The organism is Paenibacillus sp. FSL R7-0333, from assembly GCF_038000365.1.
Lineage (GTDB): Bacteria > Bacillota > Bacilli > Paenibacillales > Paenibacillaceae > Paenibacillus_AQ > Paenibacillus_AQ silagei.
On sequence record NZ_JBBOBZ010000001.1, the window covers coordinates 2,529,127 to 2,546,832 of the forward strand.

The window sequence follows — 17,706 nt, forward strand, 5'->3', positions numbered from 1 at the left end:
AGCCGGATGCTTATGAGAGCGAGAGCACGAATTTCATACAAAAAACAGACCCTGCTGATCCTGCTGCTACTGATCGTTCCCTTTCTGATTTGCCTGCTTTTATACAATCTGTATACGGCAAATACGGTGGTGAACGCCAATATATTGCAGGAGAACAAGAGCAAGCTCCGTGTCTACTCCTCGTCCTTCGAGAAGAATCTGTCCAATATCCATGCCTTCATGTCAACAACGGTAGCGAACGATACGAATTTCAAGGTCCTGGGCTATAAAGTGGGGAAATTAGACGCCTTCCTGTCCGCCAATGAGATCATGGAGAAAAGCAAAAATGTCATGTCCATGTATGATATCGTTACCGGTTTTTTTCTATATTCCGCCCCTAACGGACTGATGTGGAACGAATTTCAACTTAAAACCGAAACGATGAACCGCCCAAAGCTGACAGAAGAAGTGCAGGGGATGATGCAGCAAGGGGATTTCACGCCTGCCGGGTGGTTTGTGCGCGAGCTGAATGCTGAATCCTATCTGGTCCGGGTATTTGAATACAAGCAGGCTTACTTCGTATGCATCATCCACCTGAACAGGGCTGCCCAATTATTGAATATGGACGGTTCGGCGAATGCCAACGCGTTGCTGTTTGCTTCCGGGGACATGCGTTTGTTGACGGCCGATCCCGATTTAGATCCTTCAACGCACGTATTGACAACGAATAGCAGCGGCAAGCCTTATGATACAACGAAGGTAGGAGAGAAGAAGTACCTGTTCATTCAGAGCGACTTCGGGGTGAGCGGGGTGAAGATGGTGTATCTGGTGGCGCTGCGGAGCATCTGGGCCAATATGGACTCCAAGCAGTTATCGCTGCTGTTCTCCTCGATCCTGTGTCTGCTCCTTGTACCTCTAGGTTATTATCTGCTCAACCGTTCCTTTTTCTCTCCGTTTAAGGGCATGGTCCATACGATGAACAGTATCAAAGACGGTAATTTTGACGTAACCATGAGCAATCAGTCCCCGATTCTGGAATTTGAGCAGATGAGCGAGACCTTTAATGAGATGCTCCAGGAGATCAAGTCGCTGAACATCAAGACCTATGAACAGATGCTGGAAGCCCAGCTTGCCACCATGCAGTATCTGAGAATCCAGATCCGCCCGCATTTTTATCTGAATTGCCTGAACAACCTGTATGCCCTGGCCCAGAACGGAGACTATAAGCAGATCCAGGAGATGATCCTTCTGCTGTCAGGGTATCTGCGGCATATGTTTCAGGAATCTCCCTATTTTGTCTCCCTGGCGGATGAAATGCGTAATACAGAGACGTATGTGGAGCTGCAACGGATGACGCAGTCCATACCGATTTATTTCTCGGCGGATGTGGTGGACGAGCTCCGGGATTTCCCCATCCCCCCGATCACGATCCTGACGTTTGTTGAGAATTCCATGAAATTCGGGATGTACCAGAACAAGTCCTTGATTATCCATGTGAAGGTCAGGCTGCTGAAGAATGACGCAATGAACTATGTCAACATCACCATTCTGGACAACGGGAAGGGCTTCCCGGAGGAGGAGCTGAACCGCCTGAATTCGGAGCAGACCGGGGAAGACTCGCAGCATGTGGGAATCAGCAATGTGAAGCGCCGCTTTTATATTCAATATAAGGGCAAGGCGATTCTGTCTTTCTCCAACTCCAATGGCGCATGTGTGGATATATTCATTCCGTATTCCGAGCCCGAATCCCAGGCGGAGCCTGAGACGAACAATGGGGTGGTCTAGATGATTGTGCTGATTGTGGATGATCAGATCAATATTGTGGAGGGTATCTATTCAGGGATTAACTGGAAATCCATCGGGGTGGAACAGGTGCTGAAGGCATTCAATGCCCTGGAAGCGAAGGAGATTCTTAAAAGTCAGATTGTCGATATTCTGCTCAGCGATATTGAGATGCCCGGGGAAAGCGGTCTTGACCTCCTAAGATGGGTGCAGGAGAAGCAATATGAGCTCATCTGCCTGTTCCTGACCTCTCATGCGGATTTCGAGTATGCGAAGGAAGCGGTTCAGCTGGGCGGGCATGACTACATTCTTCAGCCGGCCAAATATGAGGATATTGAGCAGTCCATCATCCAGGCGGTCCGCAAAATTAAGGGCAAACGCGAGACCGAGAAATACTCCTCCTACGGGAAGCTGCTGTTCAATAACAGTGAGCGTATTCTGCAGGTTCTGCTGAAAGAATGGTTCACAGAGAATTCTACCCATGTGGAGCATTTCCTGGCAGATATGAGAAGCTTCAATATTCCGATTAACGAGAGCAGTAAGGTGTACTTGACGTTAATCGATATGATCAGCGACCGTGATTCCTATAGTGTATGGGATACCCCTACCTTATCCTATGCCTTGTCGAATATTATTACGGAGCACTTTGACGCTTACAGGCAGCAGATTCTGCTGATTCCCGTGGAGGGGCAATGCTTCTTATGTATCATTTTCTCCCGCGAGAACGAACTGGTCAGTACCTGGATTCTTAAGCAGCAGTTGGACAGCTTGAGAGAGTTCATGCAAAAGTATTTCAAATGCAGGATTGCTTGTTATTCCGGCTCCTCCCTGTCTATCGATATGCTGGGCAAGCGGTTCGCTGAGCTCCACAAAATGAAGGAAGACAATGTTACGTTCCTGGATGACGTATTCATATGGAATCAGGATCAGATGCTCCCGCAGAATGCAAGCCATGCTGAGGATATGCACCTGTGGAACCAGTTCCTCGGCAAGGGATCGCCTGACCAGATTCTGAAGCAGGTGTTGTCCTTCTTAAGACAAAGGTCAGAGGAAGGAGGACTGAATGCGGAACGCCTGAAGCGGTTCTACCAGAACTTCATGCAGCTGCTCTCTCATATGACAGGGTATATGGACATCTCCGTCAATGATATCTTTGAGGGCAGCGAATGGCTGGACAAGTCGCTTCATTCCTATTCCAGTGTAGCGGACATGGAGAAGCTGATTCAATATGTGATGGAATATTTCCAGAGTGTGGCCGTATCCAAGCAGGATGCGCAGCGGCTGGTAGATACGATCATCCAGTATATCCGCAGCAACATAGAGATTGATATCCGGAGGACGGATATTGCCGATGCGGTCCATCTGACACCCAATTACGTCTCGCGGCTGTTTAAGAGTGTAATGAATGTCTCCCTGAAGAGCTTCATCATCACCGAGAAAATGAACACGGCGCGAACGCTGCTACGGAACACAGCCTTGCCCATCAGCATGGTTGCCGCCAAAGTAGGCTATGCCAACTTTTCACATTTCACGCAAGCCTATAAATCATTCTTCGGCGTAACTCCCATGGAGGACCGGCAGAACTGAAATTCTGAACGTTGCCCTTACTGGTTATCAAACCGGGGGCAACGGCTGGAAGCCCCGATAGGCTCTGGAGTTACGGCGGCGAAGCCCCGGCCTTGGCCTGTCGCTGGTAATTTCGCGGTGTATACCCGGTCACTTGCTTGAATTGCCGGCAGAAATGCTCCACATTCGGATAGCCGCACCGTGCTGCGATATCAGCGATGCTCTCTGTGCTGTGGATGAGGTATTCCTTGGCCATGCGGATGCGGCTGTTAATGACATCCTCCATACAGGAGAGTCCGAAGGTTTTTTTGTAGATATTCTGAAGATAGCCTGAACTGATCTCCAGCACACCGGCCATTCTGGCTACGGTCCAGTACTCCCCGGGATTGGTCTGAATAGACGTGCGCAGCTTCAGCAGCTTGTAATATTGCGGGGTAATATTGTCCTGGAAATAGGATTCCCACAGCTTGTTGAACAGTGCACGCAGGAGCAGATCGATGGAGGAGGCTTTGCAGTCCCCGCCCATATGATGCTCGCTGGCGAGCAGCTCAAGCAGCTTTTGGCAATAGTCAGGGTCGCTAAGCGCAAAGGGGATACCTAAGGGAAGCGGAGATTCGGTAACATAAGGCTCATTGGATTCAAAACGAATCCAGTCATTGATGAATTGGCCGGCGCAGGCCTGATAATATACTTTCTGCTGCGGCTGGTAAAGAACTACGCTGTGGGCAGGGTATTGCTTGAGTCCGCCATGCACCCAGAATAGCGCCGGAGTCTTGGTAATGACCAGGAGCCAGTGCGCGCCAGCGGGAACATCTACAACGAAATTAGAACCGTGTATCGTATTGCACTCGACATAGTGAATAAGGGCCATTTCCATACTCCTCCCGGCAACCATGCTTAATTATAGCATGGTTTTTTTTATGTTTTTGTCAATGCCGGATAAGTGAAGTAAAAATGTGAGCGTTGTCAATAAATAGGTGCCTCCCCCATAATGAAAGCGTAACCAAATTAAATCTACACTAAATGAACTGGGGGTTGACTATGAACACAGGTACAAGAAATGGTCTGGGCCGACTGAAGAGTACATCCATCCTGCTGTTGTCTGCACTGCTGTTGTCCGCTTGCTCGGGCAAGCTGGAATCCGGTAACGGCGGCAAGGACGCGGCAGCCGGTAATGATCCGAAGCCAAGCGCAGCTGTTGATGAGAGTCCGCTCGGCAAATACGATCCTCCGATTGAGCTATCGTTCGTCAGAGATCTGAGCGATGTGGTAGAGAATAACGTGCTTGGCGTATTGAAGGATGAGACGATTGATAACAACCGCTGGACCAAGCTGTATGAGGATCAGCTCGGCATCAAGATCAAATATAACTGGATTGTGAAGGGCAGCCAGACCTCGGATCAATACTTGCAGAAAATCAATGTCACCCTGGCCTCCGGGGATCTGCCGGATGTAACGCCGGTCAACGCCACCCAGCTCAAGCAGTTGGCCGATTCAGACCAGCTTGAGGATATGACAGCTTTATATGAAAAGTATGCTTCCCCGTTCACCAAGAAGGTGCTGTCGGGAGAAGGCACGAGTGTATTCGATGCCGCGACCTTCGACGGCAAGCTGATGGCTATCCCGAGCCTGGAATCCTCCATTGAACGCTCGATGTATATCTGGATTCGGACAGACTGGCTGGAGAAGCTCGGTATGCAGCCGCCGAAGACGATGGCGGATGTCCTGGCGATCTCTGAAGCGTTCGCTGATAAGGACCCCGACGGTAACGGCAAGAAGGACACCTATGGCCTTGGCATCACCAAGGATCTGTGGGGCGGGGCGATGGGACTGGAAGGCTTCATGGCCGGGTATAATGCCTATCCGAACATCTGGCTGGATGACGGAACCGGCAAGCTGGTCTACGGCAGCATTCAGCCGGAAGTGAAGAAAGCGCTTCAGGTGTTGCAGGATATGGCCAAGAAGGGGCAGCTGGATCAGGAGTTCGGCGTGAAGGACGGCGGCAAGGTCTCTGAGCTGATCTCGGCCGGCAAGATTGGGATGGAGTACGGCGAGCAGTGGAATTCCATCTGGCCGCTGCAGCTCAACCGTGACAATGATCCCAAAGCCCAGTGGCAGGCCTTCCCGATTGTCTCGGAATCGGGCGACACGCCGAAGGTGCCGCTGAAATTCAGCACGACCCGCTTCTTCGCGGTTAAGAAGGGCGCCGCCCACCCGGAAGCGGTGATCAAATTGTTCAACCTGCATGTGGAGAAGAACTGGGGTGAGACGGCTGAATTCGATAAGTACTATGCACCGCCGGAAGCGGAAAGTGTCTGGCAGCTGTCTCCGGTTACGCCGTATCCGGTCACGAAGAATGTAGATGCGTTCCGTGAGATTGATGCTGCCCGCAAGGCCGGTGACTTCTCTACACTGAAGGGTGAAGCCAAGACGATCCAGGAGAAGCTGGAGTCCTATGCTTCAGGTTCAACGGAGGGCTTCTCCCTGTGGGGCTGGGAGCGGATCTATGGAGAGCAGGGCTCCATGGGCATAGCTGACCAGTATATCAAGAATGACCAGTTCCTGCAGGAGAAATTCGTCGGCGCTCTGACTCCGACCATGGTCGAGCGCAAGACAACGCTTGAGAAGCAGCAGAATGAAATGTTTGTCAAAATCATTCTGGGTGACCCTATCGATAAGTTCGACCAGTTCGTGAAGGACTGGCAGAAGCTGGGCGGCGATCAAATTACGCAAGAGGTCAACGAATGGTACGCAGCGACTAAGAAATAAGGCGCCCCTGGAGGAAGAAAACGACCTTTTCTTCCTCCATTCCATTCTTGCCTGCAGATGTGGAGGATAACGATGAGAACAAAACTGCGAAAAGAACTGCCGCTTCATTTGATGCTTTTGCCGGGACTGGTGATGATCCTTCTGTTCTCTTACGTCCCCATGGCCGGTGTCATGATTGCATTTCAGAAATTCATCCCTGCCAAGGGCTTGTTCGGGGATCAGAAGTGGGTGGGCCTTGATAACTTCGAATATGTGATGAACCTGCCAAGCTTCACACAGGTGCTGTGGAATACGCTGTTTATTTCAAGTCTCAAGCTGATTCTGGGCCTGATTATTCCGCTGGTGTTCGCGATTCTGCTGAACGAGCTGGCCAGTAATGTGATCAAACGGTCTGTGCAGACAGCGATTTATCTGCCGTATTTCTTATCCTGGGTCGTGCTTGGCGGCATCTTGATTGATATTCTGTCTCCATCGGGCGGGATTGTGAATGAATTCCTCGGATGGTTCGGCGTCTCCAAGATATTCTTCCTCGGCGACAATGACTGGTTCCCCTTCACGCTGATTGCTTCGGATGTGTGGAAGAACTTCGGCTACGGCACGATTGTATACCTGGCGGCTATAACGGGGATTGATCCCGGACTCTATGAAGCAGCTACCATTGACGGTGCGAACCGGTGGCACAAGACCTGGCATATTACCATTCCGGGCATACGCATGGTCATCGTCCTGCTGTCGGTACTCAGTCTGGGTCAACTGCTGAACGCGGGCTTCGATCAGGTCTTCAATCTGTACAGTCCGCAGGTCTATGAGAGCGGGGATATCCTGGATACCTTCGTCTACCGGATCGGTCTGCTCGACGCACAATACGGCGTAGCGACTGCCGTCGGCTTCTTTAAATCGATCATATCGCTTACCTTAATTTCCAGCTCGTATTTCCTGGCTTACCGTTTCGCCAAATACCGGATTTTTTAGAGGAGGGAGTACCCTTGGAGCAACAGCTAACGCCTAAACCGGAGGAATGGACTCCCATTCGCCCCAAAAAACGCTTTGACGGGATTGCGGTATTGAACGCAACCGTTCTGATTCTGGTCTCACTGCTCTGTATCCTCCCGCTTATTCATATTATAGCGGTGTCCTTCAGCTCCAGCGCGGCGGCTTCCGCAGGGTATGTCAGGCTCTGGCCGGTAGATTTCACATTCGCCTCGTATATGTATACGATGAGCCGCACAGAATTCTGGCAGTCGATGCTTGTCTCCCTGACACGGATCGGCATCGGCACGCCGCTGAACTTGTTGCTGACGATCCTCGTGGCCTATCCGCTATCCAAGGAATCACACGCTCTGCGGTTCCGCAGCGTCTATGCCTGGGCCTTCTTCGTCACGATGCTGTTCAACGGCGGGCTGATTCCCTGGTATACCACGCTCAAGGAGTATGGCCTGCTGGATTCCATCTGGGCGCTGGTGCTGCCCGGCGCAGTTCCTGTGTTCAGCGTGGTGCTGCTGCTTAACTTCTTCCGGGAGATTCCGAAGGAGCTGGAAGAGGCGGCGCTGATTGACGGGGCGGGCCACTTCCGGACGGTCTGGTCCATCTTCGTGCCGATCTCCAAGCCGGCGCTGGCTACACTGGCCTTGTTCTCGATGGTGGAGCACTGGAACAGCTGGTTCGACGGCCTGCTGCTCATGGGGAATCCGGCCAACTATCCGCTGCAGAGCTATATTCAGACGATAGTGATCCAGCAGAACCTGTCGAATATGTCGCGTGATGCCATGCTTGATCTGGCGCTGATCTCGGACCGGACGCTGAAGTCTTCCCAGATCTTTCTCGGCTCCCTGCCGATTATTCTGGCCTATCCGTTCCTGCAGAAATATTTCGTGAAGGGAATTGTACTCGGCAGTGTCAAAGGTTAACCTCCCGGAAGTTATGCATAAGCCTGCGGCTCTCCCCGGATTCAGGCTATAATGGTGAAAATGATTGCTGGGGGCCTGGGATTGTTGTTCAAAAAGGATTACTCACTGCGCAATACGATATTTCTGCGGCTGATTGTGACCTTTCTGCTCATTATGCTGCCTATTCTTGTCTTCGCCGCTTATCTGTATCAGTGGATTGTGCAAACGGCCAGCAGCGATATCCGAAGCTCGGCCAGCGCGCAAACCGTCTTCTACTTAAATGATATGGAGAATGAGATCGAGCGGATGAAGCTGCTGCAATACAGTCTGCTGGAGGATGAGGATCTGAATAAGCTGGCTCTGACCTGGGAGACGCTGCCGACCATTGACCGCACGGAGAATCTGAATTCGCTGATGAAGCGGCTGTTCATCGTGCAGAACAGCAGCACGTATATCAAGGACGTCAGGGTTCATATTATGACTATAGGCCGGACCATATCATCAGTCGGCGGCGTGCGTGAGATTGAACTGAAGCGCTTCCGCGAGATCCGCTCGGTCTTCGGGGACCGCCGTTCCCAGGTGATTGAGTGGGATGGCGGCCTGTACCTTAGTGCGATGAAGCAGCGGGGCATCAAGGGGGCGGAGCCGCTGCTGACGGTCGAGATTGAGCTGGACACCCAGGAGCTGCGGGCGGCGCTGGGCCAATTCAATACGTATCCCGGCAGTGGAACGCTGCTGCTCTCCGATAGTGCGAGATTCGCGCTCTACAGCATGACCGGCGAGCTGGCGCAGGCGGAGCCGTCCCAGTATGCCCGGGATATCCGCGCGGTGGCCTCCGGGGAGAGGCTGAGGATCGCCGGTGCGCCTTATTATATCGTCCAGACCGGCTCACAGGAGCTTGGCTTGTCCATCTACCGGATGATCCCGGAGGATATTATCAAGAATCCGCTGAGCAAATTCTATACCTGGGCCTGGGTGTTTGGTGTGGCTGCGCTTGCCATCATCATAGCTTTTGCACTATCGACCTACAAGTTCATTCATAAGCCGATGCTGACGCTGGTGAAGAGCTTCCGGAGAATGGAGCAGGGCGATCTGGACATTCATATCCAGCATGAGTCGAAGGATGAATTCCGTTATCTGTACAGCCGTTTCAACCAGATGGTGAGCAATCTGCATTCCCTGATCGACCAGGTGTACAAGCAGAAGATTATGGCCCAGCGGGCAGAGCTGAAGCAGCTGCAATCACAGATTAACCCGCATTTTCTGTATAACAGCTTCTTCATTCTGAACACAATGGCGAAGACCGGCGATACCGAGCGGATCGAACAGCTTACTACGATGCTGGGGGAATACTTCCAGTTTGTCACCCGGAACGCTTCCGATCTGGTGTCATTGGAGCAGGAGATTCACCATGCAAGGATGTATACAGAGATTCAGGCCATGCGCTTCTCCCGCAGAATTGGGGTCCGGTTCGATGCCTTGTCGGAGGAGCTGAAGAAGGTGCCCGTTCCGCGGCTGATTGTGCAGCCGATTATTGAGAACGCGTTCAAGCACAGCCTGGAAAAGAAAGCCATGGAGGGCCTGATCATTGTCCGCTTCGTGCAGGAAGGCCCGGATATCCGCATTATCGTTGAGGATAACGGGGACCGGCTGAGCGATGACACGCTTGAGCAATTGAAAGACTCCCTTAATGTCTATCAGGAGCAGGCGGAGACCACCGGCCTTGTGAACATTCACCGGCGCATCCGCATAACCTTCGGAGAAGAGAGCGGCTTGCTGGCGGACCGGAGTGAGCTGGGCGGACTAAGGGTAACCATCCTGCTTAGAGCTGGAGGTGAGAATGCTGATGTACAGGATGCTTATCGTTGATGATGAAGAGATTATCACAGATGGACTGGCTGTAATTTTCGGCAAAATGGAGCTTGAGCTGGATATCTACAAGGCCTACTCGGGCCGTGAAGCGCTAAATCTGCTGCACCGGACCCGGGTGGACATCGTGCTGTCTGATATCTGTATGCCCGAGATGGACGGGCTGGAGCTGATGGAGCATATCCGCCGGAGCTGGCCGCAATGCAAAATCGTCTTCCTGACCGGACACAGCGACTTCAATTATGTCTACCAGGCGATTCAGGCTCCGGGCGTCCAGTATGTGCTCAAGAATGAAGGTTATCCGAAGCTGATTGAAGCAGTGATGCGTGCGCTACAGGAATTGAACGACACCATGCAGGTGAATGATCTGATCCGTGAATCCAAGGAGCAGCTGAACACGCTGGAGACCTTGGCACAGGGCGATTATTTCCGCCATCTCATTCACAGCGTCAAGGCGGATCAGGATATGGCCGGGGACTTCATCCGTCTGAACATTCCACTGGATGCTTCGCGGCCGGTCCTGATCGCACTGGGCAGCATCAGTGATCCTGAATCCTCGCGCACGTATATGAACCGCCGGGAGACAGCGCTTGCGGTCAAGTTCCTGTCGGAGAAGCTGCTGAAGGAGCGGACGGTCAGCCTTGGAGTCATCGACCGGTACGGTGACCTGATCTGGCTGATTCAGCCGGGCGGTACGGAAGAGGCTTCGCAGCCGGAGGATCTGGAGCAGATGATTAAATTTCTGGAAGGCACCTTCGAGCTGATTCAGCAGTCCTGCAGGGAATCGCTGGAGGTCGGGATGGCCATCACCCTCAGTGCGGAGGAGTCCGCGTGGTCCAGGCTTCCTGTGGTGTACGATAAGGCGAGGCAGGTTCAGCATTACCGGGCCGGGGACGGGGAGCGGATGGTTCAGAAGGTGCAGCTGAATGAAGCGGCGTTGCCGGATACCTTGCGTGACCGCTTCCTGCGTGACAAGGTGGAGACCCTGGCTGCGCATCTGGAGGCGGGCCGCAAGGAGGAGTTCCTCCGGCTGTTCGGGGAGATGGCTGAACCTGCGGGGCAGGAATGTACGCGGGGCAACCCTTATTTGACTGAGCTGTATTACACCATTGCTCTGATGCTCATGTCGTATACGAACAGATGGGAAGCGGACCAGGAGATCGGGGCAAGCGGGCTGATGCAGCTTGAGGTCCACCGTACATGGGGAGAAGCCTTCCGCTATCTGGAGGATACTGCCGGGAATCTGTTCTCTGTCCGCAGGAGCGGCGAGCAGAAGCGGGCGGCGGGTGTTATCGACCGGATCTGTATATATATAGAAGAGAATCTCGACCAGGACCTGTCGCTCGTGCGGCTGGCCGATGTGATCCACTTCAATCCCTCCTATCTGTCCCGCCTGTTCAAGCAGGAACGGGGAATCAATCTGTCCGAGTATATCGAGGAGTTGCGCGTCCGCCAGGCCAAGGAGCTGCTGCGCAGAGGGGAGCTGAAGGTCGCCGAGGTCGGCTCGCTGATCGGCTACGTCACCCCGCAATCCTTCACGCGGGTCTTCAAAAAGTGGACCGGAACCACGCCGCAGGAATACCGTGCGGATGTGGTTGGGGGTTGAATGGATAGGATATAAGAAAGTCGCTCCTTCGGATGGATGGCGTTGCCTCCATCGTCCGGGGGAGCGATTGTTCGTTGAGGAGAGTAAATGAGAGGGATAAATCCCATTAATGCAGCCAAAAGTCGGCTGGATGGGCGAATGAAAGAGATGGTATTAGAGTAACGAGGAGCACAAGTGCCCCTGATATCGGCAGAAGTTGGCTAAACGAACAAATCAGGAGCACAAGTGCCCCTGATTCCAGCATAAGTCGGCTAAATGAACAAATCAGGTGCAAAAGTGCCCCTGATATCGGCAGAAGTTAGCTAAATGAGTGAATGAGGAGCACAAGTGCCCCTGATTCCAGCATAAGTCGGCTAAATGAACAAATCAGGAGCAAAAGTGCACCTGATATCAGCAGAAGTTGGCTAAACGAACAAATCAGGAGCACAAGTGCCCCTGATTTCACTCTGCCCCGCCAGAAGTAGGCCAATGGAGGACAGTGAGGCCAGCTTTAGTTAGTTTCTTTTACTTATAAATCCGGTAATTCCCGCTCAGCGCCAGCATGGTGAAAAAGTATAGACAGTTGTCGTAATACCGCCGTTCTCCGGTGCGCAGCGGGGTGTTCCAGAATAGCTTGACGAAATGCCCGGCATCCGGGCCATCGGCGGCAAGCGAGGCCATGGCCAGAGTGGATAGCAGGCCGACCGGATGCAGGGAAGGCTCGTCGAACGGCTGCCCGTCAATGGTATACCGCCGGTAATCAGCCGGATCGATATCGCGGAAGAAAGCCTGAATGCGGTTAGACTGCTCTACCTGCCAAGGATCGCAGCGGAACCATTCATAATCCAGCCCAATGTTGGCGGCGACCCGGTAAGCATCACTGAAGAAGTGGCGGAAATCGCCATGCGGTTGAGGGTCCGCCGGAGTTCCGTCATAGTTAGCGTATTCCGGGGACAGCCCGGTAACCGGGTGGCAGGCCAGGTGCAAGTAATCCCGACTCCGGGTAGCAGCATCCTTCCAGAACGCCCGGTCAGCTTCATCCGCCTGCAGGGCGAACAGATCATAGAAATGCGGCAAATGATAGGAGGGATCGCTGAACGGAGTCTCCGGGATGAACTTGATCAGCCGGGTCTCCGGGTCCCACATCGGATCGCCTTCCCTCTCTTCTCCCTTGTGCACACAAGCGCGGAGAATGATTCTGGCCTGCTCGGAATAATTGAACGGCGCGGCTCCGTCACCCCAGCGGCGGGAAGCGAAGAATAGTGCCATCGCGAAGAACTCTTCTCCATCCGGCGCGGGACCGGGAGACAACCGTGTACCATCCAACTTGCATTGCCAGGCGAAATAATCCTTATATCGGCCCTCCGTATGCTGCATGAAGACTTTGGCGAAATTCCAGAGCCGGTCGAACTCCTCCTTTTTATCCATCTGAACCGCCATCATCATCCCGTAGGACATGCCCTCTGTGCGCACATCGGTATTGCCTGTATCTACGATATAACCCTTATCCTCATCCATAGTATGGTAGAGCCGGACATCAGGGGCACCGTAGAATATTTCGTTCCAGGTATCTTCCAGCCGCTGCTGAATCGCCTCCGGACGCAGTCCGTTCTCAAGGAACATATTTCTGTACTCCCCTGTGTAAAAAGAGCCCTCTGTAGTATTCATCATAACATCCTCCAGGTGAATTTTATTTTGCCCAAGTATATCATAAGCGGCAGTATAGAGATTAAAGCGTTTTCCAGATATTTTATAGAGGATTCCGGCTCCGGCCCATAATCTAAGGATAGATCAAACTTAGGTGTCTATATGTCATGGACTTCACGCCAAAAGCTTCTCTATACTGATAGGGACATGCTGCAAGATGAATAACAAGGTAAGGGTGATAGAGCTATGAATGAGGTGGCAGAGCTAATGAAGCTTACAGTCTACACGCGCATACCGAACCAGGATTACACCGGGTCTCTCGCCAACAGTGTTCATATGGCCTGTGCAGATGACGCTAACGAATTTCAGCCGCTGAACCGGAACTATGGCCTATTATTTGCCGTGGCCACCGTGGATGAGAAGAATGTGATTCATGAAAAAGGACTCAAAAACCCCTATCTGTTCCGCACACAGGATGGTGCTTTCGGGATGATTGCGGTAAGAATTGATGCCTCGGGGGAGGATGACGGGGAGAGCAGAGGGCAGATTCTGCTGTGGACCTCGCCGGATCTGGTGACCTTCGATGCTCAGCGGCTTGTCCGGCTAGACCATGAACGGTATGTAAAAGAAGCAGTCTGCGCACTGGACAGCACTGGCGGATATGAGATCCGCTGGCAGGACAATGACGGCAGCTATTATGTGAACCGGCTGGCCGACCTGCGGAAGCCGGAAGGGATCTCGCCGCCGGAGCCTGCGGAAGCTTACACAGTAGAGCGGCCCGCGCAGCCGCTGCCTGGAACCCGTCCGGGGAATGTGCTGACCGTGGACGGTCCCGCCGGCCGTAAGGTTCAGGCTGCCTGGACCCCGGTGCATAACACCGGTATTCGAGTGGCAGAGCAGGTCAGTGTTCACTCTGCCGATGAATTGACAAAGGTCAGAGCCACAGCACTATATTCTGACGGTTCTACTGCCGATAAGCAGGTGGCTTGGGATACCGGAGGAATTGATTTTACCTTGCCAGGAACGCATACCATACATGGCAAGTTAGTCACTTACGACTTGCCGTTCCCGTTAGCAAGCGGCTATGCAGACCCTGTAATTCTCCCTTGGAACGGCAGGTATTACTTCCTGGCCACCAATGACAATGTTAATGATATCGGCATCTATGTCCGCGTGGCAGATACCTTGCAGGACTTATTCGCTCCGGGCTTCCAGGAAGCCGTTATTCTGGACCTGAATGAGGAGCTGAACTTCATCCAGACCTTCTGGGCACCGGAATTCCATGTCATCGGCGGGGAGCTGTACATCCTGTTCGCTGTTGGCGGTAAGGTATGGGGACCGCAATGCCATCTGATGAAGCTGAACCCCGGCGGTGATATTATGAAGGCCGGGGATTGGAGCACGCCGGTCCGGGTGAAGCGGATGGACGGTACTCCATTGGCCGCAGACGGCATTACGCTGGATATGACTTATTTCAAGGCAGACGGTACCTCCTGTGTAGTCTGGTCTTACCGCAAAGGGATCGGAACGCCGCTGGATACCGGCTCCATGCTATACATCGCCACTGTAGATGAAGCGAACCCGGCGGTATTAACCAGTGAGCCGGTGCTGCTGTCGCGTCCGCTGCTGGGCTGGGAGAATGTTCAGGGCACGATCAATAACGAAGGCCCGTATCCGCTCCTGACGGAAGATACCGTGTATATTGCCTATTCCGGCGGGGCGGCAACGGGATATACCTATGCGGTAGGCTGGTTAAGCATTCCACGGGGCGGCGATGTTCTGGATGCCGGTGCCTGGAGCAAGGCGGGCACGCCGGCACTTTCTTATTATTCGCTGGACGGGGTGTATGGTCCGGGGCATAATTCCTTTTTCCAGGATACAGATGGTACTACGCTAGTCCTCTACCACGGGGAAGAGCAGCTGGTGAAGCATGGAACGAGATGCTCGGCGATCCACAGAGTCCATTACAACAGTAACGGCGTACCCTTGCTCGATGTGGCCGGGGAGAGAGATGTACATCCGGATTACGCCGACTGCACGATACAGGTGACAGTGCTTGCTTAGTCTGGAGTCACGGCCATCCCAGAATGAAAAATTAACAACGACAATCTATATAACAAATGGAGGATTATAGAATGACACAACAACAAGGATTTAACCCCTATCTGCCTTCTTGGGAGTATGTGCCGGATGCGGAGCCTTATGTTTTTGAAGGAAGAGTATATGTCTATGGCTCGCATGACCGGTTCAACGGACACGCCTTCTGTCTGAACGACTACGTCTGTTGGTCAGCGCCGGAGGACAATCTGGGCGATTGGCAGTATGAAGGGGTGATCTACAAGACGACAGATGACCCGCTCAACCCGGAAGGCAGCATGTGTCTCTATGCACCGGATGTGACGCAGGGACCGGACGGGCGCTACTATCTCTACTATGTACTGGACAAGGTTTCTGTCGTATCAGTAGCGGTCTGCGATAAGCCGGGCGGCAAATATGAATTCTACGGCTATGTCACCTACGGGGACGGCACGCGTCTGGGCGAACGGGAAGGCGATGAGCCGCAGTTTGACCCGGGGGTATTGACCGAAGGAGACACCACTTACCTGTATACCGGCTTCTGCGGATACGGCGACAAGTCCAGACACGGCGCGATGGCTACCGTACTGGGTCCCGATATGCTTACGATTATTGAAGAGCCAGTGTTCGTTGCACCGAGCCAGCCTTACAGCCAGGGAACCGGCTTCGAGGGCTATGAGTTCTTCGAGGCCCCTTCCATCCGCAAAAGAGGAGATATCTACTACCTGATCTATTCCTCCATCTCGATGCATGAGCTGTGTTATGCCACCAGCAGTCATCCTACCCGGGATTTCGTGTATCAGGGAGTCATTGTGAGCAACTGTGATCTGCATATCGATACGTATAAGCCTGCGGACCGGACGATGTATTACGGCGGCAATAACCACGGCAGCATCGTGGAGGTTAATGGAGCGTGGTATATCTTCTATCACCGGCATACCAACGGGACCGCGTTCTCGCGCCAGGGCTGCATCGAGCCGATTACGTTCCGTGAAGACGGCACCATCCCGCAGGTGGAGATTACAACCTCAGGCCCGAACGGCGGCCCGCTGGAGGGACGCGGAGAATATCCGGCATACCTGGCCTGTCATTTGTTCACCAAGGATCAGGAGATGTATACCGGAGGGTTTGGCAAGGTGGGTGCGTGGATGGACAGCAGGTTCCCGAAGATTACCCAGGACGGCAGAGACGGCGACGAAGAGGTTGGCTATATTGCCAACATGACGGAGTCGGCGACCGCCGGGTTCAAGTATTTTGACTGCAAGGGAGTTAGCCGGGTCTCTATCAAGGTGCGGGGATATTGCCATGGGGAGTTCCAGGTGAAGACGGCTTGGGACGGACCTGCGCTTGCTTCTATTCCGGTAGGCTTCACTAATGTCTGGAAAAAATATGCTGCGGAAGTGGAAATTCCGGACGGCGTGCAGGCCTTGTATTTCACATACACCGGAGGCGGCGGCGCTCAGTTTGCTTCATTTACACTGGAATAGACCGGAGGCATCAGACCAGGCATGACACAGACAGCAGGACCAGGGAGCGTGTTCCCGGTGCTGCTGTTTTGTCGTTCACATCGTAGAGCGTACGCTCTCAGCCTGCTGCTACACGCCGGAAGAATACCGGGCCTTGTACTCTGAGGGGGTCATGTTCATATAATGCTTGAACCATTTGGAGAAATAGCTGACATGCTGGTAGCCTGACTCCAGTGCAGCCTCCAGCACATTGTATGATCCGCTGCGGAGCAGACTGGCCGCCTGGCTGATGCGGATATAATTCAGATACTCCATCGGGCGCATCCCTGTCTGAGCCTTGAAAAACTTGCAGAAATGCGAGCGGCTCAGCGCTACCACGGCGGCAAGCTGATCCAGCTCCAGCCTGTCGCGGGAGTGCGCCTCCATATAGCTCAGCACCTCCCGGATCTGCCGGTTATATTCCCGGCCGTGCCGTGTCTCCGCAGCCGGGTTCAGCCTGGTCAGCCCGTATTGATAGCTGTCTGCGATGAACAGCAGTAAGAGCGCCTTCAGGCTCATTTCGTATGCCCCGGGCTTACGCTCATAGCGGCTTAACAGCTCCCTGATCAGCTGAAGCAAGGGGGAGTGGGCGGCATTTGCAGCAGATAACAGAGCGGGAAGCCGGACCTTCCCTTGCAGGACGGGGTCCAGGAACAGCTCCTGTACGCGGTCGGGCTGCGGCGAAGACAGCCAGGAGCTTTTGAACACGATGGAATAATAACAGGTGCCGCCCATTGCGGTGTCCATGCCCGAATGAAGCTCACCGGGATGAACGATCAGGGCATCTCCAGCCTGAATGGAGAACTCGCGGCTCTCAATATGGAAGGTAGCGTTGCCCTCTGCCAGATAGATCATCTCCATTTCGTTATGCCAGTGCACCGGAAGAATGGAATGCACGCGGGCCTGATGCTCCACCCGGTAGATATGCAGCGGGAATTCCGGCTGGCCGTGCAGCTTGTTCTCCCGGTAACGGTGTTCGTACATGATGCCCTCCTCTGAATCGCTATATTGTGATGATATCGCGCAAATATATGGTAGATGA

Annotated in this window: 12 protein-coding genes; 9 read left to right on the forward strand and 3 right to left on the reverse strand. The window is 53.3% G+C overall.

What is annotated here, in order from left to right; translation table 11 throughout:
* Nucleotides 1–12: 12 nt before the first annotated feature.
* The gene (locus MKY86_RS10350) at nt 13–1,764 is read left to right on the forward strand and encodes a sensor histidine kinase (protein ID WP_076073569.1); all 1,752 of its coding nucleotides are present in this window, start codon (nt 13–15) and stop codon (nt 1,762–1,764) included.
* Entirely contained in the window at nt 1,765–3,348 is a 1,584-nt protein-coding gene (locus MKY86_RS10355) for a response regulator transcription factor (protein ID WP_076073571.1), read from the forward strand.
* A 70-nt stretch (nt 3,349–3,418) separates the two neighbouring features.
* Here the strand turns inward: MKY86_RS10355 and MKY86_RS10360 are convergent, their stop codons facing one another.
* Nucleotides 3,419–4,198, reverse strand: coding sequence for a helix-turn-helix transcriptional regulator (locus tag MKY86_RS10360; RefSeq protein WP_076073573.1), 780 nt, complete (start codon nt 4,196–4,198; stop codon nt 3,419–3,421).
* Between the two features lie 170 nt (nt 4,199–4,368).
* On the opposite strand from MKY86_RS10360, the gene MKY86_RS10365 reads away from it, so the two are divergent.
* From MKY86_RS10365 to MKY86_RS10385, 5 genes are all read left to right on the forward strand, one after another.
* Nucleotides 4,369–6,096, forward strand: coding sequence for an extracellular solute-binding protein (locus tag MKY86_RS10365; protein ID WP_143803486.1), 1,728 nt, complete (start codon nt 4,369–4,371; stop codon nt 6,094–6,096).
* Between the two features lie 72 nt (nt 6,097–6,168).
* Nucleotides 6,169–7,068: an ABC transporter permease gene (locus MKY86_RS10370; RefSeq protein ID WP_076073578.1), complete on the forward strand. Its 900-nt coding sequence runs from the start codon at nt 6,169–6,171 to the stop codon at nt 7,066–7,068.
* A gap of 56 nt (nt 7,069–7,124) precedes the next feature.
* Nucleotides 7,125–8,003 (forward strand): carbohydrate ABC transporter permease, encoded by an 879-nt coding sequence (locus MKY86_RS10375; RefSeq protein ID WP_076074807.1) that lies wholly within the window; start codon nt 7,125–7,127, stop codon nt 8,001–8,003.
* An 81-nt stretch (nt 8,004–8,084) separates the two neighbouring features.
* Entirely contained in the window at nt 8,085–9,851 is a 1,767-nt protein-coding gene (locus MKY86_RS10380) for a sensor histidine kinase (RefSeq protein ID WP_076073580.1), read from the forward strand.
* Nucleotides 9,829–11,457 carry a response regulator transcription factor gene (locus tag MKY86_RS10385; RefSeq protein WP_076074810.1) on the forward strand — a complete coding sequence of 543 codons (1,629 nt, stop codon included), beginning with the start codon at nt 9,829–9,831 and terminating at the stop codon, nt 11,455–11,457. The genes MKY86_RS10380 and MKY86_RS10385 overlap by 23 nt, the downstream gene beginning before the upstream one ends.
* Before the next feature lie 504 nt (nt 11,458–11,961).
* Here MKY86_RS10385 and MKY86_RS10390 read toward each other — a convergent pair.
* On the reverse strand, nt 11,962–13,104 hold the full coding sequence (locus tag MKY86_RS10390) for a glycosyl hydrolase family 8 (protein ID WP_083684267.1): 1,143 nt from the start codon (nt 13,102–13,104) through the stop codon (nt 11,962–11,964).
* 225 nt (nt 13,105–13,329) lie between these two features.
* On the opposite strand from MKY86_RS10390, the gene MKY86_RS10395 reads away from it, so the two are divergent.
* The gene (locus tag MKY86_RS10395; protein WP_083684270.1) at nt 13,330–15,147 is read left to right on the forward strand and encodes a family 43 glycosylhydrolase; all 1,818 of its coding nucleotides are present in this window, start codon (nt 13,330–13,332) and stop codon (nt 15,145–15,147) included.
* A gap of 71 nt (nt 15,148–15,218) precedes the next feature.
* Nucleotides 15,219–16,646, forward strand: coding sequence for a family 43 glycosylhydrolase (locus MKY86_RS10400; RefSeq protein ID WP_076073585.1), 1,428 nt, complete (start codon nt 15,219–15,221; stop codon nt 16,644–16,646).
* 108 nt (nt 16,647–16,754) lie between these two features.
* Here MKY86_RS10400 and MKY86_RS10405 read toward each other — a convergent pair whose 3' ends face one another.
* Entirely contained in the window at nt 16,755–17,648 is an 894-nt protein-coding gene (locus tag MKY86_RS10405; protein ID WP_076073586.1) for a helix-turn-helix transcriptional regulator, read from the reverse strand.
* Between the last annotated feature and the right edge of the window lie 58 nt (nt 17,649–17,706).

Bases quoted from the DNA above. Each gene is read 5' to 3' on its own strand.
- MKY86_RS10350 (WP_076073569.1), top strand. From the start codon at position 13: ATGAGAGCGAGAGCACGAATTTCATACAAAAAACAGACCCTGCTGATC.
- MKY86_RS10355 (WP_076073571.1), top strand. From the start codon at position 1,765: ATGATTGTGCTGATTGTGGATGATCAGATCAATATTGTGGAGGGTATC.
- MKY86_RS10360 (WP_076073573.1), bottom strand. From the start codon at position 4,198: ATGGCCCTTATTCACTATGTCGAGTGCAATACGATACACGGTTCTAAT.
- MKY86_RS10365 (WP_143803486.1), top strand. From the start codon at position 4,369: ATGAACACAGGTACAAGAAATGGTCTGGGCCGACTGAAGAGTACATCC.
- MKY86_RS10370 (WP_076073578.1), top strand. From the start codon at position 6,169: ATGAGAACAAAACTGCGAAAAGAACTGCCGCTTCATTTGATGCTTTTG.
- MKY86_RS10385 (WP_076074810.1), top strand. From the start codon at position 9,829: ATGTACAGGATGCTTATCGTTGATGATGAAGAGATTATCACAGATGGA.
- MKY86_RS10390 (WP_083684267.1), bottom strand. From the start codon at position 13,104: ATGAATACTACAGAGGGCTCTTTTTACACAGGGGAGTACAGAAATATG.
- MKY86_RS10395 (WP_083684270.1), top strand. From the start codon at position 13,330: ATGAATGAGGTGGCAGAGCTAATGAAGCTTACAGTCTACACGCGCATA.
- MKY86_RS10400 (WP_076073585.1), top strand. From the start codon at position 15,219: ATGACACAACAACAAGGATTTAACCCCTATCTGCCTTCTTGGGAGTAT.
- MKY86_RS10405 (WP_076073586.1), bottom strand. From the start codon at position 17,648: ATGTACGAACACCGTTACCGGGAGAACAAGCTGCACGGCCAGCCGGAA.